At 73.0% G+C, this 17,611-nt stretch carries 16 protein-coding genes; 5 read left to right on the plus strand and 11 right to left on the minus strand.

What is annotated here, in order from left to right; translation table 11 throughout:
• The first annotated feature begins 55 nt into the window (after nucleotides 1-55).
• The 4 genes from ACZ60B_RS31565 to ACZ60B_RS31580 all read left to right on the plus strand — a co-directional run bounded on the left by ACZ60B_RS31565 (nucleotide 56) and on the right by ACZ60B_RS31580 (nucleotide 7,281).
• Nucleotides 56-874 carry a 5'-methylthioadenosine/S-adenosylhomocysteine nucleosidase family protein gene (locus ACZ60B_RS31565; protein WP_469392980.1) on the plus strand — a complete coding sequence of 273 codons (819 nt, stop codon included), beginning with the start codon at nucleotides 56-58 and terminating at the stop codon, nucleotides 872-874.
• Nucleotides 871-4,953, plus strand: coding sequence for a CHAT domain-containing protein (locus ACZ60B_RS31570; protein WP_469392982.1), 4,083 nt, complete (start codon nucleotides 871-873; stop codon nucleotides 4,951-4,953). Before ACZ60B_RS31565 ends, ACZ60B_RS31570 begins: the two co-directional genes overlap by 4 nt.
• Nucleotides 4,954-5,026: 73 nt before the next feature.
• Nucleotides 5,027-5,350 (plus strand): CATRA system-associated protein, encoded by a 324-nt coding sequence (locus ACZ60B_RS31575; RefSeq protein ID WP_469392984.1) that lies wholly within the window; start codon nucleotides 5,027-5,029, stop codon nucleotides 5,348-5,350.
• Nucleotides 5,350-7,281 carry a CATRA conflict system CASPASE/TPR repeat-associated protein gene (locus ACZ60B_RS31580; RefSeq protein WP_469392988.1) on the plus strand — a complete coding sequence of 644 codons (1,932 nt, stop codon included), beginning with the start codon at nucleotides 5,350-5,352 and terminating at the stop codon, nucleotides 7,279-7,281. The genes ACZ60B_RS31575 and ACZ60B_RS31580 overlap by 1 nt, the downstream gene beginning before the upstream one ends.
• Before the next feature lie 73 nt (nucleotides 7,282-7,354).
• On the opposite strand, the gene ACZ60B_RS31585 is transcribed toward ACZ60B_RS31580, so the two are convergent.
• The 6 genes from ACZ60B_RS31585 to ACZ60B_RS31610 form a co-directional block, all read right to left on the minus strand.
• Nucleotides 7,355-7,801: a DUF5132 domain-containing protein gene (locus ACZ60B_RS31585; RefSeq protein WP_469393019.1), complete on the minus strand. Its 447-nt coding sequence runs from the start codon at nucleotides 7,799-7,801 to the stop codon at nucleotides 7,355-7,357.
• A 15-nt stretch (nucleotides 7,802-7,816) separates the two neighbouring features.
• Complete coding sequence (locus ACZ60B_RS31590) at nucleotides 7,817-8,959, minus strand: alpha/beta fold hydrolase (RefSeq protein WP_469392990.1); 1,143 nt, start codon at nucleotides 8,957-8,959, stop codon at nucleotides 7,817-7,819.
• Nucleotides 8,960-9,009: 50 nt separating this feature from the next.
• Nucleotides 9,010-9,807 carry a thioesterase II family protein gene (locus ACZ60B_RS31595; RefSeq protein WP_469392992.1) on the minus strand — a complete coding sequence of 266 codons (798 nt, stop codon included), beginning with the start codon at nucleotides 9,805-9,807 and terminating at the stop codon, nucleotides 9,010-9,012.
• Nucleotides 9,804-9,995, minus strand: a complete 192-nt coding sequence (locus tag ACZ60B_RS31600; RefSeq protein ID WP_469392994.1) for a hypothetical protein — start codon at nucleotides 9,993-9,995, stop codon at nucleotides 9,804-9,806. Before ACZ60B_RS31600 ends, ACZ60B_RS31595 begins: the two co-directional genes overlap by 4 nt.
• Nucleotides 9,996-10,039: 44 nt before the next feature.
• A complete protein-coding gene (locus tag ACZ60B_RS31605; RefSeq protein ID WP_469392996.1) occupies nucleotides 10,040-10,417 on the minus strand; it encodes a DUF5132 domain-containing protein in 378 nt (125 codons plus the stop codon).
• Between the two features lie 187 nt (nucleotides 10,418-10,604).
• On the minus strand, nucleotides 10,605-12,356 hold the full coding sequence (locus ACZ60B_RS31610) for a DUF885 domain-containing protein (protein ID WP_469392998.1): 1,752 nt from the start codon (nucleotides 12,354-12,356) through the stop codon (nucleotides 10,605-10,607).
• Nucleotides 12,357-12,513: 157 nt separating this feature from the next.
• Here ACZ60B_RS31610 and ACZ60B_RS31615 point away from each other — a divergent pair, with 157 nt between their 5' ends.
• Entirely contained in the window at nucleotides 12,514-12,867 is a 354-nt protein-coding gene (locus ACZ60B_RS31615; RefSeq protein ID WP_469393000.1) for an FAD-dependent oxidoreductase, read from the plus strand.
• Nucleotides 12,868-12,947: 80 nt separating this feature from the next.
• Here the strand turns inward: ACZ60B_RS31615 and ACZ60B_RS31620 are convergent, their stop codons facing one another.
• The 5 genes from ACZ60B_RS31620 to ACZ60B_RS31640 all read right to left on the minus strand — a co-directional run.
• Nucleotides 12,948-13,136: a hypothetical protein gene (locus ACZ60B_RS31620; RefSeq protein ID WP_469393002.1), complete on the minus strand. Its 189-nt coding sequence runs from the start codon at nucleotides 13,134-13,136 to the stop codon at nucleotides 12,948-12,950.
• A 51-nt stretch (nucleotides 13,137-13,187) separates the two neighbouring features.
• Nucleotides 13,188-13,931 carry an SRPBCC family protein gene (locus ACZ60B_RS31625; RefSeq protein ID WP_469393004.1) on the minus strand — a complete coding sequence of 248 codons (744 nt, stop codon included), beginning with the start codon at nucleotides 13,929-13,931 and terminating at the stop codon, nucleotides 13,188-13,190.
• Nucleotides 13,932-13,973: 42 nt separating this feature from the next.
• Nucleotides 13,974-15,233 (minus strand): cytochrome P450, encoded by a 1,260-nt coding sequence (locus tag ACZ60B_RS31630; protein ID WP_469393006.1) that lies wholly within the window; start codon nucleotides 15,231-15,233, stop codon nucleotides 13,974-13,976.
• Nucleotides 15,234-15,244: 11 nt separating this feature from the next.
• Nucleotides 15,245-15,460 carry an MbtH family protein gene (locus ACZ60B_RS31635; protein WP_469393008.1) on the minus strand — a complete coding sequence of 72 codons (216 nt, stop codon included), beginning with the start codon at nucleotides 15,458-15,460 and terminating at the stop codon, nucleotides 15,245-15,247.
• Nucleotides 15,461-15,463: 3 nt separating this feature from the next.
• On the minus strand, nucleotides 15,464-17,611 hold a 2,148-nt coding region (locus ACZ60B_RS31640; protein WP_469393010.1), incomplete at its 5' end, for an amino acid adenylation domain-containing protein.

The raw sequence follows: 17,611 nt of genomic DNA on the forward strand, positions 1-17,611 counted from the left end.
ACTGAAGAGTGCTCAAGTGGTGCGCTACGGATGGGGGTTCTGCCACCATCGCACCATGACGCAGCACAGCGGCCGGGCTCCGACGGCGAATTCCGGGTCCGCCGGCATCCGCACCGCGGTGGTGATCACGGCCCTCGGGGTGGAAAGCAGCGCGGTGACCGAGCACTTCGCGGCCGGGCACCGCCCGCTGCGCGAGGCCGACGGCACGGTCTACGAGATCGGCGCCTTCCACGGCGACCACGGCCACTGGACCGTGCCCCTGGTCGAGGCCGGACAGGGGAACACCAGCGCCGGCATCGAGGTGGACCGCGCGGTAAGGGTGTTCAGCCCGGACGTCGTGCTGTTCGTCGGCATCGCGGGCGGTGTCAAGGACGTCGCGCTGGGGGACGTGGTGGCCGCCGACGCCGTCTACGACTACGAGCGGGGCAAGGACACCGAGGACGGTTTCGTCCCCCGCATCAAGACGAGGTCGTCCTCGCACCTCCTGCTCCAGTACGCGCGGGCCGCGGCACGGCAACAGCGGTGGGCCGCACGGGTCCGCCCGGCTCCGCCCGAGGGGACGCCGCCCCGCTCCTGGGTCGCGCCGATCGCCGCGGGCGGCAAGGTCGTCGGCCACGACCGCTCGCGGACCGCCGAACTGCTGCGCGCGCACTGCGGCGACGCGGTCGCGGTCGAGATGGAGGGCTACGGCTTCCTCCAGGGGGCCTATCTCAACCCGCAGGTCGGCGCGCTCGTCGTCCGCGGTGTCTCCGATCTGCTCAGCGACAAGGGCGCGGAGAACGACCGGACCGAACAGCCCAGGGCCGCACGGCACGCCGCCGCCTTCGCCTTCGAACTCCTCGACGTCCTGCGCTCGGCCGAGCAGCAGCGGTGACCGTGCTCGCCTCCCGCCGCGAGACCCTCCTCGCCGAACTCGGCGCCCGTGTCGACCGCTGCGCCGACACCGGTGACCCGACCGAACTGCTCGACGACACCACGCCCGGCCTCGTCCGAGAGCTGATCGACGCGAGCTCGGACGTGACCTCCGACGCCGCCGTGACGCGTACCGCGGGCCTGGCCCACCTGGGCCGGTATCTGCATCTGCCGGACGGTCTCGACCAACTCGATCTGTGCCGGGCCCTCGCGCTGTTCCGGCCGTGGTACCCGACCCGGCCGGAACTGGTGCCCGAACCGCTCGCGGAGTACTTCGACGAGTACCCCGAACTCGTCGCCGATCCGGTGCTGTTCGCCGGAAGTCAGGCAGCACGCCTGCTGACGTCCGCCGTCACGACGGAGGACACCGACGTCCTGGACGAAGCGATCGGGGCACTGCGGCAGACGCTGGACGGTCTGCCGTCCGACCACCCCGAACGACCCGCCCATCTCGCCGATCTCAGCGGCGCGCTCCGGCTGCGGCACCGGCTCCTCGACGACCCGGGCGCTCTCGACGAGGCCGTCGACAGCGCCCGGCAGGCGCTCACCGACGCCGCTCCGGACGATCCGTCCCTCAGGAGCCGGCTCACCGGGCTGAGTGCCGCGCTGCGGGCCCGATTCAAGCACTCCGAAGATCCGGAGGACCTTCACGAGGCGATCGCCGCGGCGCGCCGCGCCACCCTGGGCCCGGACCCGGGCGCCCAGGACGCCGGCCGTGCCTCGGCCCTGTTCCACCTCGGCAACGCCCTGCTGTCCGGTCACCGGCTTCCGGGCCGGGCCGCGGATCTCGACGAGGCCGTCGGCGCCCACGAACGATCGCTCGCCGCGCTGCCCGACGGCGCGGCCGAACGCGCCACCCATCTGGCCACGCTGAGCGGTGCCCTGCTGGCCCGGTTCCGGCTCGGCGGCGCGGTCGACGACCTCCGGGCGGCGACGGCCGCCGCCCGCCGGGCCGTGGAATGCGCCGAACCAGGCTCGCCCCGCCGCCGTCTCGCCCTGGGAGCCCTCGGCACGGCCCTGCTCACCGAGGGCGTGCGAACGGGGCGCCGGGACCTGCTGGAGCAGGCCGTGGACCGGCTGGAGGACGCCCTCGACGGCCCGCACCCGGACGTCACCGACCTGGTCCACCTCGGTCGCGCCCTCCACCGGCGCGCCGAACACACCGGCGACCGCCGCGACGCCGACCGCGCCGTCGAGGTCCTGCGGCAGGCCGTGGAAGCGACGCCGGGATACGGCGTGCGCCGCGCCGACCGCCTGTCCGACCTGGCCGCCGCGCTGCGCGGCCGGTTCGAGCGCACGGGGTCGCGCGCCGGACTCGACGAGGCCGGACACCTCCTCGACGAGGCGCTCTCCGCCACCCCCGAGGGCCACCCGGACCGGTCCCGGCACCTCTCTCACCTCGCCGAGGTGCTCCGGCTACGGGCCGGGGAGAGCGGCGACCCGGCCGACCTCACCCGGGCGGTGGCACTGGCCCGGCAGGCGGTCGCGGTCACCGCGGACGACGACCCCCACCGGCCGAAGAGGCGGTCCACGCTGGCCCTGGCACTGGAGATCCGGGCGATCCGCACCGGCGCACCCGGCGATCTCGACGAGGCCGTGCGGATCGCCCGCGCCGTGGTCGGCTCGCTTTCCGCCGGCCATCCCGATCTCGCTCTGCACCGGGCCAACCTCGGCAGCGTGCTGCGCACCCGCGCGGAACTGGACGGCGACCCGCGGACCGCCGACGAGGCGGTCACGGCCGCTCGGGCCGCCCTCACGGCCCTCGCCCCCGGCCATGCGGACCGTGCCGGCATGCTCGGCAACCTGGGGGCCGCGCTGATCACCCGGTTCCGGCACACCGGCATGCTCGACGACCTCGCCGAGGCGGTGGACCGCCAACGCGCCGCGCTCGCCGGGCTGCCCGCCGACCACGCCGACCGGGTGACGACGCTGATGAACCTCGGCTCGGCGCTGCTCACCCGCGTCGAGACGGACGGCCGCCCCGACGGTCTCGACGAGGCGGTCGACGTGGCCCGTGAAGCGGTCGCCCGAGCCGCTTCCGGCCACCCGGACCGGGCCATGCTCCTGTCCACCCTCGGCATGGCGCTGCTGGCCCGCCACGAGCACGGCACCGGTGCCACCGGGAACGACGGCGACCACGCGCTCCTGCACCTGCGACAGGCCTTGGACGGGCTGCCCGTGGACCACCCGGGCCGGGCTGGTCACTGGTCCAACCTGGGGCTCGCGCTGCTCGCCCGGTACGGACGCGACGGGTCGCCCGGGTACCTGGACGACGGCATCCACGCCTGCCGGCAGGCCGTGGCGGCCGTCGACGAGGACCATCCCGACGCGTCGATGTACCTGGTCAATCTGGCGGCCGCGCTGTGGAGCCGGTTCCTGCGCACCGGCTCGGCCGACGATCTGCGGTCCGTCACGGAGCACGACCGGCGCGCCGCCGGGGTGGCGGCCGGCCCACCGACGATGCGGCTGGCGGCGGCACGGCAGTGGGCGACGACCGCCGCCCTCGACGAGCGCTGGGAGCTCGCGGCCGAGGGGCACGCCGCCGCCGTGGGCCTGGTCGGTCTGGTCGCACCGCCCGGCCACACCCGCGGCGACACGGAACAGGCGCTGCGGGGCATGGTCGGCCTCGGCGCGGACGCGGCCGCGAGCTGTCTGCGCGTGGGCCGGGCCGAGGACGCCCTGACCCTGTGGGAGCGGTCGGTCGACGTCCTGACGAACCGTCTGCTCGACGCGAGGCTCGACGTCACCGCGCTGCGTCGCGCCGCACCCGCGTTGGCGGAACGGTTCGAGGGGCTGCGTACCGAACTGGATGCCGCTCCCCCACCCGTACCGTCCCGGGCGGCGGGCCCGGCCAAAGCCACGTGGCAGGCCGACACCCGTCGCCGCGCCGCCGGAGAACTGGCAGAGGTCCTCGCCCGGATCCGGGCCCTGCCGGACTTCGCGCGCTTCCAGCTTCCGCCCACCGCCGGGGAACTCCTCGCCACGGCCGCCCACGGCCCCGTCGTCGTCCTCACCGTCAGCGATCTGCGCTCCGACGCGCTGATCCTCACCCTGGACGGCATCGAGGTCGTGCCCCTGCCCGGACTGACCCCGGAGGCCGTGCAGGGGCGCGTGGAGGCTGTTCTCGCCTATCTCGATCCCGGGCCGCCGCGGCCCGATCCCGCCGGCCGGCGGGAGGGGCGCAAGGCCTTCGAGGAGACCCTGGGGTGGCTGTGGGACGAGGTCACCGGTCCGGTGCTGGACCACTTCGACAGCGCACCGGCCCGGTTGTGGTGGTGCCCCTCGGGCCTGCTGTCGTTGCTGCCGCTGCACGCCGCCGGCCACCACGACACCCGCGACGACGCCGTACCCCGCACGGTGATCGACCGCGTCGTGTCCTCGTACACCCCGAATCTGCGCGCCCTGCGGCACGCCCGTCGCCCCCGCCCCGGGCGCGCGGGCCACGACCCGGTGCGCGCGCTCGGCGTGGCCATGTCCCGCACGCCCGGCGCCCGGGACATCCCCGGCGCCCGTGCCGAGACGGACCTGCTGCGCTCGCGCACGCGCGCGGACGTCACCGTCCTGGAGGGCCCCGAGGCGACCCGGGACCGGCTCCTGACCGATCTGCCCGCATTCGACTGGGTCCACCTCGCCTGCCACGCGTACGGTGATCTGGACGCCCCGTCCGACAGCCGGCTCCTCGTCCACGACCACCTCCGGGCGCCGCTGACCGTGGCGGAGATCGTGCGACTGCGCCTGGACCGGGCCGAGTTCGCCTACCTGTCGGCCTGCGCCACCTCGCGCCGGGGCACCGTACTGCCGGACGAGGCGATCCACCTCGCGGCGGCGTTCCAGCTCGCCGGCTTCTCGCACGTCGTCTCCACCCTGTGGCGGGTCGCCGACCGGCACGCCCTCCAGGTCGCCACCGAGGTGTACGACGCTCTCGGGACGTACGGCGCGGCGGACGCGCCGTACGCTCTGCACCGGGCGACCCGCCGACTGCGCGACCGCTGGGAGGGGTTTCCGGAGGTGTGGGCGGCGCACATCCATATGGGGGCCTGAGAGTCGGGCGACCATCCCGCACGACGACGAGACGGCCCCGGGTCTGACGGGCCGACGAGGAGAGGGGTACCGCGTGCCGGTCGATCCCGTCCTGGCGCAGGAAGCCGGCGAGGCGGTGAGCCTGACGCTCCGTATGCGGCTCACCGCGTCCGAGTGGACCTCGTTCGACGAGGCCGTGGCGAGGCTGTCCGCGGCGCTCGACGACGGCGACGAGACGGCGCTGCGCGAGGCCGTGCTGGACCTGGACGCGATGACGTTCCGGGCCTCGCGCGAGGTCGGCGAGGAGCCGGGCCCGGACGAGGAGGACGATCCGGAGGTGGAGGCCTCGGCGGCACGGCGCGACCTCGGCAACGAGCTCATCTGGCGGATCGACAAGAACGTCTCGGGCGGCGGTTGATGCGGGGCGCCGGCGCTCTTACGGCCCCGGCTCTGCTCACCCATGTCTTCGTCCCCGCCGTCGGCCCCGACGCCGAACCGGCCTGGCAGGGACTGCGCACGCTGTGGCACGAGATCGTCGTACGGCTCGGCTACGACCGTCCCGTCGCCGCGCTCGGGCTGCCCACCGTGCTGCCGGACACGATCCCCGCTCCGGCCGGCAGTTCGGGCGGCATCGCCGCGGTGCGACGGGAGACCGGCGGAATCTGGCAGGCGTTCCTCCGGGCCGAACACGACGTGCTGTTGCTGACGTTGATGATGGCTCCCGAGACCGAGGAGCCGTGCGGACGGGTGTGGGCGGGCCTCGAACGCCGGGTGGCGGACCTGGGCGGCAGACCGGGAGCCCTCGGGGAGGCCCGGCTCTTCCTCTGCGTCCACGACACCGGCCAGGACGCAAGTCAGAACGCCGGTCAGGACGCGGTTCAGGACGCCGGTCAGGACGCGCCGGGCCTCGTCCGGGAGGCGTTTCCCGGGCCGGGCGCGATCGGCTGCTGGCGGCCGGGACGTACCACGGCCGTCCCGCTGGCCACGACGGCCGACCTCGGCGCGCTCCAGGTCTGGGAGCCGGGTCCGGATCTCGACGACGGCCGCCCGCTGCGCAGGCTCGCGCTCACCGTGCCCGCGGCCCACGAGTCGCGGGCCGACGGCATCGTCTGGACCACCTTCCGCGACGGACGGCCGGCCCCGCTGACCAAGCATCTGCTGCACGCCGCCAAGGTCCGCCACCACCTGCGCCAGTTCGACGACGGCCGGCCGACCCGCCGCATCCGGGACGGTGTCGACTCCACCCTGGACGCCCTGGCCCGGCGGTCCGGGCCGCGCGCCGAACTCGTCGACCGCCTCGGACGCTGGAGCGAGTCCGCCTCCCACGAACGCGCCCTCCTGGACCGCATGATGCAGGCGGGCGGCGACATCGCCGCGAACCTCCGTGCGGCGCTGAGCTGGATGCCCGACGCCACCGGCCCCCTGGGAGATGACCGACTGCTCGCCGACTGGCTGACGGCACGGCTGGCGCGGGAGATAGCGGCGCTCGACGCTGCCCTGCCCCCGGTGCGCGAGGTACTGGCCACCGCGGGAGCGGTTCCGGCGAGGACCGCGGTGATCGGGGCGGCAGGGGGGACAGGGGCGGCAGCGGGTGGACACCGGGGGGCCGTGCTCGTCACCCCTTCGGACGACGTGTACGGCGCCCTGCGCGCCGCGTTGGAAGGCCCCTTCGCGTTGCGCGAGGTGCGCGGCACCGTGTACGAGACCGGCGTGCTGCCGACGGAGGAGGGAGCCTGGGAGGTGGCGCTCGTGCGGATCGAGCCCGGCATGGCGTCGGCGGGGCTCGAACTGGACCGGGCGGGCAGTGCCTTCGGGCCCGAGGCGGTCGTCTTCGTCGGTCTCGGCGGCGGCCTCGGCGGCATCCGGCCCGGTGACGTCGTGGTCGCCGAATCGGTCGTCGACTACCAGTCGGTGACGGAGACCGCGCAGGGGACGCTGGCGCGGGCCAGGACGCACCGCGCCGGTTACCGGATGATCCAGTACGCCCGTCATCTCGCCCGTGGCGAACCGTGGACCGGGCGGTCACCGGACGCCGACGCCTCTCGGGCCCTCCTCGGGTTGGTGGCCACCGGCCCCACCCTGGTCGGGGACGACAGGTCGTGGACGGCCGGGATGCTGGCCCGGCACGCACACGACGCACTGCTCGTCGACACCGAGGGGCACGGGTTCCTGCAGGGCGCCTACCTCAATCCGCGCCTCGACGTGCTGGTCGTCCACGGCGCGTCCCACCGGGTGGGGCAGGCCGACGAGACCGACGAGACCGACGTCCCCCGGGCGAGCCGCGGCGCCGCCCGGTTCGCGCTCGACTTCCTCGCCCGCCTCCCGCGCACCCCGCCGGACGCGTGCTGAACCGCTCCGCCCTGCCCCGGGGCGCCGAAGCCACCTCACACGGGGACGCGCACGTCCCGTCGGCCGACGGTCCTCAGCCGACCGCGGCGCCGTGCGCCGTCATCTCACCGTCGACATGCCCACGACGTACGCGAGCCGAACTCGCCAGCTTCTCTGCGGCCACTTCCGCGGTGAGGCCCTGGATCTCCTCGCCGGCCTCGATGACCGCACGCCTGATCTCGAAGGTCAGGCCGACGGACGTCTTGATGACGCCTCGCGCCAACGGTTTCGCCACTCTCTTGACCAGAGGGGCCGCAATCATGCCGACGAGGAAGGGAGAAACTGTGGGGAGCATGTGTGAACCCTCTTCTTGTGTACACAGCACGACCGCCGACGCCGCACGAGCCAGTGTCGTCCGGCCGACAGCGCTGGGCAGGAATTCGCCCCCCACCGAAATCACGATAGTCGGACCTCGGCCGATGTGCCTGTAGAGGCTGACGCTGTTCATTCGTTCGGGCGGAAACCCGCCGGAACGGATCATCACCGCGCAACGCGATCAGAGCGGTTCCGGCGCACCCGGCTCGCACTGGTCGAGCAGTGAGCCCACCACCTCCACGACGAATTCGGGTACGCGGTCCGGGAAGTCGTGGCCGGTTCCCTCCGGGGTGTAGACCCTCCGCGCTCTGCTGGAGGCCGCGAGAAATCGTTCTCTGACGGTGAGGAAGAAGTGCCGCACCCGGGCGCTCTCCTCCGGATCGTCGACCGCGTCGAAGATCTCGCCACCACCCGTCAGATCGCGCGGCGCCACCAGCAGGAGGGGCAGCGAGCCGAGCTCCCCGTCGTGCACGGCCGTCTGCCAGCCGTTTCTGGTGATGCCGTCCGGGGACAGCTCTCGCAGGATCGATGCCGCGGCGCAGTTCGCCTTGGGCCTGAGTTCGACCATGGCGAGAACCTGCGCAGGGTCCTGGTCGTTGGGTGTCTCCTTCCTGCCCGCGAGAGCGTGCAGGCCGAAGAGGTGGCGCAGCGCGAGGACGGTCTGGTTCCTCGGGCCATGCCGCAGGGCCGGAAGCGCCGGGCCGAAGGCGAGGGCGTCGGGCGGGGTGGGGTCGAGCAGTACCAGGCCTGCCACCAGATCGGGGCGGCGCCTGGCTGCGTTGGCCATGAGCAGTCCCCCGAGCGAGTGCCCCGCGAAGACGTAGGGCCCCTTCTCACCGGCCCGCTCCAGCGCTTCGAGCAGTTCGACGGCTTCTGCCGCCGTCGTGCGCGGGAACGGGCCCGGGTCGCTCCAGCCGGACCCCGGACGGTCCACCAGGACCGAACGCATCTGTTCCCGCGCCAGCGCGTGCAGCGGGTACATGGCGTACCCGGCGGCATGGCCGCCCGGCATCCAGACCACGGTGGGCCGCAGTCCGCCGTCCCCCTCGGCCAGGACGTGCATGCGGTAGCCGCCCACGTCGACCATGCGTCCGGGCGGCGGATACCTCACCCGCACCCGGGCCACGTGCAGCAGATGGCGCAGCGACCCGAGGCCGAGCGCCAGGGCCACGGCCAGCAGCACTGCTCCGAGGATCCGCCAGCCGGTCCCCAGGGTGACGCACCAGGCACCCGCGGCCGCCGGCAGCAGCGCGAGGGCCGGCCCGGCCCAGTCCCGGCTGAGCAGCCGGAGTATCGCGTCGGCGATACGTGTGCCCGGTCGCATGGTTCCCTCCGTCCCGGCCTTCGTGGCCGCTGCCGGGGACACCGCGCGTCTCAGCGCCCGGTACGACCATCGTCTCCTGGGAATCTCGCGGGCGCCATGCACGCGCGCGCGAGGCGTGCCGCCACGTCCGCGACCACTTCGGTCTCCCGGGGCACGAGGTAGAAGTGGTCCCCGGGGAACGGGTGCAGTTCGAAGGAGCCCGGGGCGGTGAGGCCGGACCAGGCGAGGACCGCGTCGAGCGCGCAACTGCGGTCGTCCTGGCCGACGTACGCGGTGATCGGCGCCTTGACCGGAGCGGGATTCGCGGGACGGTAGCCCGCGAGCAGCCGGTAGTCCGAGCGGAGGGCGGGCAGCAGCAGCTCGCGCAGTTCCGGGATGTCGTAGGCCTCCGAGTGCAGGTCGCCGAGTTGCCGGACATGGGTGATCAGGGCTTCGTCGTCGACGTCGTGCAGCGCGACGCGTTCGGCCCGGTGGGGGGCTTCGTGCGCTGAGACCAGCAGGTGCTCGGGGACGATGCCGCGGGCCTCCAGCCTCAGGGCCACCTCGTAGGCGACGCTGGCGCCCATGCTGTGCCCGAAGAGCGCCAGCGGCCGGTCGAGCCAGGGCCGCAGTGCGTCCTCGACGGTGTCGGCCAGAGTGGCCATGTCCTCGATGCAGGCTTCCGCGAGCCGGTCCTGACGGCCGGGGTACCGCACGGCGAGCACCTCGATGTCCGCCGGCAGCAGCGCGGGCCAGCCGTGGAACAGCTGTGCCGTGCCGCCGGCGTGCGGGAAGCACACCAGTCGGAGCCTGGGGTCCGCCGCACGCCGGTGGACCCGGAACCACTTCTTCGCCTCGGTCGCCGTCATCGCCGACGGATCCCCCGCAGGTGCAGGGAGTCGAGCTTGGAGAGGAAGACGGGAAGCTGCTCGACCGCCCTTCTGGACACGTACGCGGTCTGCACGGTGTGGCGCTGACGATCGGTCACGACGAGTTTGTAGGCACCGCCTTCCTGGATGAGTTCCGCGGAATACAGCGGGGTTCCGGTCGCAGACATCTGACCTGTCTCCCTCAGGGTGTTCTCTTGAAGAGCCGGCCGACTCAGCGCACCTTGGCGGCGACCGCACCGGCACCGCGGGCCTTGCCCACGGGCTTGTCCCCACCGACGGCCTGTCCCACGTTCGCATCCGCGGCCGCGGGCGCCGTGCCGGTGGACGCCGCGACCCGGCCCGCGGTCCCGTCCTCCGGGACGCCGACGCCGTGCTCCGCACCTTGCGGGGTCTGAGTCGTGAGCACCTCGGCGGTCGCCTCGGCCGCGAGATCCTGGATTCCCTCGCCGGCTTCCTGGACGGCCCTCTTGACTTCGATCCCCAGCCCCACCGACGTTTTGACGAGCCCTCGCATCAAGGGCTTGCCCACCCTCTTCACCAGGGATGCGGTAATCAGACCGAGCAGGAAAGGAGGTACTACAGGCGGCATGGCACGACATCCTTCTCTTCTGTCGAGGGGATGGTGATGGAAGACAACATGGTGAGGTGGAACAGCGAAACGTGAGTGAACACGAGAGAACTCGGCGGGATGCGTGCATTCCGCATCAGCGAGCCGCCGCCGTCCATCACAGAGAGTATCCGAGGTCGAGCGGACGGCCACAGATTCCCCGTGGCCTTCACTCCTTCGAGTAGAGCGGCCCTTTCCTGGAATCCCCGTGCAGTTGCAGTTCTCTCTCCACCCGGCTGCGCAGCGCGGGAAACGGCAGTGTGCCGCCGACCAGCACGCTCTCGTGAAAGGCGCGCACGTCGAACGCGGCACCGGCGCCGCGTTCGCACGCCGCCCGCAGTGCCGTGAACTCCGCATGACCTGCCCGGTAGGTCAGCGCCTGCCCCGGCATGTCGGTCGCGTAGCGCAACAACTCGGTCGTGATCTGCTCTTCGGACTCGGCTGCCGCGTGGGCGCGCATGAAGGCGCGCGCCTCCTCCAGTGTCATCGTCCCGAGGTTGAGGCCGGTGTCGACGACGAGGCGCTGCGCGGTGAACCGTTCATGGGCCAGCCGTCCGTACGCGTCCCAAGGATCGTCGTACAGCCCCATCTCCCAGCCGAGCCCCGCCGCGTACTCCGCCCAGCCCTCCACGAACCCGCCGAAGGACGCCAGTTCGCGTCGCAGGTCGGGCAGCGCGGTGTTCTCGGCCTGGCGGGCGAGGTGGAAGTGGTGTCCGGGCGACAGCTCGTGGTAGATCAGCGCGGCCGCGCCGAGCAGTGAGCGGTGTGCCAGGTCCGAGGCGTTGTAGTGGTAGCGCCCCACCGGTCGCTTGGCGGTCGGCGGTTCGTAGTAGCCGAACGTCATCGACCCCTCCAGCGCCGGGTCGAGGCGGGCCACGTCGTAGGGGGCGCTGGGCAGGACCGCGAACCAGCGCGGCAGCAGCGGTGCGAGGCGGTCGAGGTGTCCTCGGTAGCGGGCTTCGACCTCCTCCGGGGTGGCGGCGTACAGGCGCGGCTCGGTCGCGAGCCGTTCGTTGAACTCCGCCTCCGTCCCGGTGAAGCCGAGCGTGTCGCGCATCTCCCGCATCCGCTCGCCGAGTTCGCGGCAGTGCTCGCGGCCGAGTTCGTGGAGGCGTTCGGGCGGTGTGTCGCCGGAGGTGTACGTCCTGACGAAGGCCCGGTACGCCGCCTCGCCCTCCGGGTAGTGGGCCCAGCCGACGGTCTGCGGCGCCCGCCGGAGGTAGTGCGGGTCGCCCACGAGGGCGTAGAGGCGGTCGAACGCCGGCTCCAGTTCGGTGGCCACGAGCCGCTCCACCGCGTCGTGCAGGTGACCCCGGCTCGCCGCGCCGAGCCGGGTGAGCCGCCCGGCGTCCGCCCGGACGTACCGTGCCACCGACTCCCGCAGCCGGGTGAGTGTGGTGCGGACACCGGTCAGGGCCGGAGCATGGACGTGAAAGCCCCGTGCCGCCTGCCCGGCGACCTTGTCGCCGATCGACGCGACGCAGCGGGCCAGGTCCCGTACGAGGGTCACGTACCGGTCCGCGTCGGCCCGGTGCTCGAAGCGGAACGGGCGGAAGACCGTGTCGCCGTACTGCTGGAGAAGAAAGAGCTGGTACGGCGTGGCGGTGGGGGTGAGCCAGTGGAACCGCGCCGCCTCCGTCTCCTGTTCGGCCAGCACCCGCAGAAAGCCCGCCGTGTCGGCGGCGGCGCCGGACAGCTCCGCCGGTCGCAGCGCACCCAGCCGGCTCAGCACTCCCGCGGCGAACCCGGCGCGTTCGTCGGCCTCCGCCGCGGACACCCCCGGCAGCGACTCGACCGGCAGCCCGCGGCGCGTGCGCAGCGACGGCTCGCGGGCGAGCAGGAAGTCCCAGTACGAGGTGGCCAGCCGGTCGATCTCGCGCGCCGTCGAGCCGTCCGGGGAGTCTCCTGGATCGATGACCATGACGCCAGTGTGCGGCCAGAGGTGACACAGCGTCAGCAATGGGACCGGACCGCGCGTCGGGCGGCCTCGCTCGGACGGGGGAAATCGCCCGGCGTGTTCGCGTCCGGCCCGGGAGGGCGCGGCCGACGCCGTCGATCGCGGTGGCACGATGAACGCCATGCAGGACACGCCTCCGTCCGGCGCGGACGCGGTCGTCGTGGGAGCCGGTGCCTCGGTGGCACTGGAGCTGGCGCGCACCGGTCGGCGCGTCGTGGTCGTCGACAAAGCCGGCGGCGTCGGCCACCGATCCACCAGCGCGTCGAGCGCGATCGGTACCGCGGCCGCGTCCGGTCCGATCGTGGCCGACGTCGACCTCGGGGTCCGTCCGCGCCCTTCCGGCGGACACCTCCTCATCGCCAGTACGCTGCCCGCCTGCGACCCCAGGGAGTGGCTCGACGATGCCGGCCTGGGCGCCTTCTCCCGCAGCCGACCCATGGCCGAGGACGCCGTCTCCAGGACGGTCCTGGGCTGACGTCCGGCAGGGGTACGGGGCCGGTGCCGTCCGGTACGTCGACTGCCGGGCGGCACCGGCTCCGTGAAGCCGGAAGCGGTCTACCGGCGACCGCGGGCCGACGCCGGGCCGAGCTTGGAGCTCAGCACCGACAGAAAGGTCGGGAGCTTGGCCACCGCGGATTCGGGAACCGGGGTGACCTGGACCGTGTCCCGCACCACGTCCTGCACCACGAGCTTGTAGGCGCCGTCCTCCCGGACGAGTTCGGCGGCGTAGAGCAGTGTTTCCACCTGAGGTCCTTCGGTCGTGTCGTGTGACGGGGTCGGAGTCGTGCGACGGAGTCAGGCGCCGTTGAGCCAGGCGTTCCAGGCCTTGGTGGCCAGCTCTTCGTCCGTGTCCGCGGCGAACAGGTGGTGGCCCAGCCAGATCGGCACGTTCCAGGAGCTGCCGTTGAAGAGCCGGTACAGCGCGTCCGGGCCCCGCAGGCCCACGAAGTCGGGGCTCAGCCAGTCCACGACCACCTCCGTCGGGCCGCCGTCCGTACCCGGGAGGTCGACCGACAGCCGGTCGCCGACGGCCGTGCCGTCGGCGACGCCGAGGCGCCGGCGCAGGGCGGCGAAGTCGGCCGGGTCGGTGGTGGCTTCGGGACGGATCGCCCTGACGTAGACGGCGGGGCGGCCGGCGAAGTGCCTCAGGTACTCGGGAAGGGAGTGCTGGTAGAAGTCGACGTGCTTCTCGGCCGCGTCCGACTTGGCGTCCCACTTCCAGGTGTCGTCGACGACGCCCGTGTGGACCCAGTGGATCCCCATCCGCAGGTGGCTCGTTCCGCCGTCGGCCGGCTCGATGTGGTAGCTGAGCGTGTTGGAGAAGCCGTCGTCCTGGGTCGCGCGGACGGCGAAGTGCCGCGGCGGCTCCCAGGCCACGACGGTGGAGTCACCCCGGGACACCTTTCCGCCGACGCGCGGTTCGACCTCCATCGGGTACAGCCAGCCGAGGTTGCCGGCACCGGTGGCGATCGCCTGCCAGACCTGTTCGGGGGTGGCGGGCAGGTCCTGTTCCCGGCGGACCTCGAACTCTCGGGCCATGGTCGGTTCTCCTTCGTCGTCGTTCGTTCAGTGGTTCGTGGGTCAGTAGGTGAGCGGGAGGGCGCTCAGCCGCCGTTGCAGCGGGTTGGGCCGCCATTCGAGGGCGGCGCCGTCGGCGGCCTCGTCGGCCAGCCGCAGTTGCGGAAGCCGGTGGACCAGGGTGCCGACGGCCACCTCGGCCTGGACCTTGGCCAGCGGGCCGCCGAGGCAGAAGTGCGGACCGAGGCCGAAACTGAGGTGCCGGTTCCCGGGGCGGGTCAGGTCGAGCCGGTCGGGGGCCTCGAAGCGCTCGGGGTCGCGGTTGGTCGCGGCGAGGAACAGGTACACCAGCTCGCCCTCCCGCAGCGTCCGCCCGCCGATCTCCAGGTCCTCCGCGACGACCCGGACGATCGCCTGGGTCGGCGTGTCGTAGCGGGTGAGTTCGTCGACGGCCGTACGGATCAGCGCCGGGTCCTCGCGCAGCCGGGCCAGTTGGCCGGGGTGGCGCAGCAGGGCGAGGACGGCGTTCCCGACCAGGTGGGTGGTGGTCTCGTCGCCTGCGGTGATCAGGACGAAGCAGGTGGAGAGCAGTTCGGAGTCGGTGAGCCGGTCGTCCTGTGCCTGGGTGGCGACGAGGGCGCTGATCAGGTCGTCGCCGGGGTCTGCCCGGCGGCGGCGGACGAGGTGGGCGAGGTACTCCTCGTACTGCCCGATCGCCTCCTCGGACTTGTCGATGTCCTCGGTGATCCGGCCGAAGCGGCGGAACCAGGTCTTGACCTGCGGGCGGTCCTCGGGCGGGATGCCGAAGAGGTCGCAGACGACGGCCAGCGGCAGCGGCGAGGCGACCGCCTCGATCAGGTCCATGGTCGGCCCCGCCGCGACCGCCTCGTCGACGAGCCGATCGACGATCCGCTGGATGCCGTCGCGCAGGGCTTCGGCCCGCCGGGCGGTGAACGCCCGGTTGGCCAGCCTGCGCAGCCGGGCGTGGTCCGGCGGGTCGGTGTTGGTCATCACCCGGCCGAGCCGGTCCATGAGCCGGCTGAGGTTCTTCAGGTCGCCGCCGAACGCGCCGAAGGCTCGGGTCATCCGGTCCCGGTCGATGGACAGCCGCGGGTCACCCAGCGCCGCCTCGACGTCGGTGTACCGGGTGAGGTACCAGATTCCCCGGTCGCTGCGGTGGACCGGGTCCTCGCGCCGCATGCGGGCGTAGAACGGGTACGGGTCCCGGCGGGCCTCGGGGGTGTCGAGTGCCGCGGCGAGGTCGCCGGGCGGGGCGAGGCCCGCGCTGTCGCGGGCCTCGTCGGTGGTTTCGGTCAGGTTCACTGCGGGCCGCGCTACTGCTGGGCGTTCATGGAGTCGGCGAGGCTCTTGGGCCGCATGTCGGTCCAGTTCCGCTCGACGTGCTCCAGGCAGGCGGCGTGGGTGTCGGGGCCGTGGGCGACGGTCCAGCCGGCCGGGACGTCCGCGAACTGCGGCCAGAGCGAGTGCTGGTTCTCGTCGTTGACGAGGACGAGGAAGGTGCCGTCCTGGTCGTCGAAGGGGTTGGTCATGGGTCAGTCCTCCTGGTGGGAAAGGGTGGTGTCATTGATGGCCTCGGCGATCCTGGCGGCCAGGATCGGTCCGATCTGGGCCAGCGAGCCTGCTTCGGTCATCCGGTCGTGCCGGGTGGTGATCTCGTGCGATTCGATCCGGCCGGCGATGTACGGGCGCCAGGTCCCGGGCCCGTGGTTGCCCTCGGTCCGGTCGATCGTGGAGTTGAACAGCAGCAGGTCTTCGCCGAACGTGCCGGGGACGAAGTCGGCCGCCAGCTTCGCGTTGTTGATCATGATCTGGACGATGACCTCGATCTGCCGCTCCGACAGGCCGGCCAGCGCGCTGCCCCGCCGGTTCAGCACCTCGGCCACCTCGGCGTAGGTCAGCTCCCGGTCGCCCAGCTCGTTCGGGTCGATGTCGAGCACGCCGGCGAGCACGTCCCGCTCGGCGGGCACGGGCACGTCCTCGAACTGCACGTCCTTCACCGGGTAGGCGTCGAGGATGGCCAGCAGCGCGGTCCGCTCGCCGCGCGACTGCAGCTCGCAGGCGAGCGCGTGGGCGATCAGCCCGCCGGCGGACCAGCCGAGCACCAGGTACGGGCCCTCCGGCTGGATCTTCCGGATCTGGTCGGCGTAGTCGGCCGCCATCTCCTCGTAGGACGCCGGCAGGGGTTCGGGCCGGCCGAGGCCGCGCGCCTGGATCGCGTACACCGGGTGCTGGGGCCCGACGTGGTTCAGCAGCCCGCTGTACGACCAGCTGATGCCGCCGCCGGGGTGGATGCAGAACAGCGGTGTGCCGGTCCCGGTCGAACGCAGCGGCAGCACCACGTCCAACGCGTCGTCGGGATCGTTCATGACCAGGCGCTCGGCGAGCCCGGCCACGGTCGGCGCCTCGAACAGCATGCGCAGGCCCAGCACCACGCCGAGGGTCTCGCGGACCCGGGAGGCCAGCCGGGCGGCCAGCAGCGAGTGCCCGCCCAGGTCGAAGAAACCGTCGTCGATGCCCACCTGTTCCCGGCCGAGGACCTCGGCGAACAGACCGCACAGCAGCTGTTCGTGCGGCGTCCGGGGGCCTCGCCCGGCGTCCGACGCCCCGTACTCGGGGGCCGGCAGGGCGGCCCGGTCCAGCTTGCCGTTGACGGTCAGCGGCAGCGCGTCCACCGTGACGAACGCCTCCGGCACCATGTAGTCGGGCAGTTCACGGCGCAGCCGACCGGACAGATCGGCCGCCTCGGGCGCGCCCTTGAGAGCCGGCACCAGGTAGGCGACCAGCCTCTTGTCGCCCGGCCGGTCCTCGCGGGCGATGACGGTCGCCTGGGCAATGCCGGGATGCGCGGCCAACGCCGCCTCGATCTCGCCGAGTTCGATGCGGAAGCCGCGCACCTTCACCTGGTCGTCGGCACGGCCGACGTACTCCAGCTCGCAGTCGGTACGCCTACGCACCAGGTCGCCCGTGCGGTACATCCGCGCACCCGCCGGGCCGAACGGGCAGGCCACGAACCGACCGGCCGTCAGCCCGGGCCGGTTCAGGTACCCGCGCGCCAGACCGGGTCCGGCGACGTACAGCTCCCCCGTCACCCCGGGCGGCACGATCCGCAGCCGCTCGTCCAGGACGTACACCCGGAAGCCCGCGACCGACCGGCCGATCGGCGGCACACCGGCCCCCGGGGCCAGCGGAGCGCTCATCGTCGCGCACACCGTCGTCTCCGTCGGACCGTACGCGTTGATCATCCGCCGGCCCGGCGCCCACCGCGCCACCAACTCCGGCGGACACGCCTCACCCGCCACCACCAAAGTGGTGGCCGTGAAGTCGGCACTCTCCACCGCGGCCAGGGCCGACGGCGGAAGCGTCACATGGGTGACGCCGAGCCCGCGGTCCGTCAGGGCCTCCAGCGGCGCCTCGGACGGAGCCAGCACGAGGGCGGCACCGGTCAGCACGGCACTGCACAGGTCCCAGAAAGCCGCGTCGAAACTCGGCGAGGCGAACTGCAGCACCCGACTGCCCCGCGCCACACCGAGCCGCTCGACCTGCGCCGCCACCAGACCCGACACACCGGCATGACTCACCACCACACCCTTGGGACGGCCCGTCGAACCCGAGGTGTAGATCACGTACGCCGGATGCCGGACATCACGCGCGACCACGGGATCCGTGTCCGGCCAGTCCCC

The sequence above is a fragment of the Streptomyces sp. NPDC104096 genome, assembly GCF_055584385.1.

Excerpts from the sequence above, each read along its gene's own strand:
- ACZ60B_RS31565 (WP_469392980.1), top strand. The coding sequence starts at position 56 with ATGACGCAGCACAGCGGCCGGGCTCCGACGGCGAATTCCGGGTCCGCC.
- ACZ60B_RS31580 (WP_469392988.1), top strand. The coding sequence starts at position 5,350 with ATGCGGGGCGCCGGCGCTCTTACGGCCCCGGCTCTGCTCACCCATGTC.
- ACZ60B_RS31585 (WP_469393019.1), bottom strand. The coding sequence starts at position 7,801 with ATGATCCGTTCCGGCGGGTTTCCGCCCGAACGAATGAACAGCGTCAGC.
- ACZ60B_RS31590 (WP_469392990.1), bottom strand. The coding sequence starts at position 8,959 with ATGCGACCGGGCACACGTATCGCCGACGCGATACTCCGGCTGCTCAGC.
- ACZ60B_RS31595 (WP_469392992.1), bottom strand. The coding sequence starts at position 9,807 with ATGACGGCGACCGAGGCGAAGAAGTGGTTCCGGGTCCACCGGCGTGCG.
- ACZ60B_RS31600 (WP_469392994.1), bottom strand. The coding sequence starts at position 9,995 with ATGTCTGCGACCGGAACCCCGCTGTATTCCGCGGAACTCATCCAGGAA.
- ACZ60B_RS31605 (WP_469392996.1), bottom strand. The coding sequence starts at position 10,417 with ATGCCGCCTGTAGTACCTCCTTTCCTGCTCGGTCTGATTACCGCATCC.
- ACZ60B_RS31610 (WP_469392998.1), bottom strand. The coding sequence starts at position 12,356 with ATGGTCATCGATCCAGGAGACTCCCCGGACGGCTCGACGGCGCGCGAG.
- ACZ60B_RS31615 (WP_469393000.1), top strand. The coding sequence starts at position 12,514 with ATGCAGGACACGCCTCCGTCCGGCGCGGACGCGGTCGTCGTGGGAGCC.
- ACZ60B_RS31625 (WP_469393004.1), bottom strand. The coding sequence starts at position 13,931 with ATGGCCCGAGAGTTCGAGGTCCGCCGGGAACAGGACCTGCCCGCCACC.
- ACZ60B_RS31635 (WP_469393008.1), bottom strand. The coding sequence starts at position 15,460 with ATGACCAACCCCTTCGACGACCAGGACGGCACCTTCCTCGTCCTCGTC.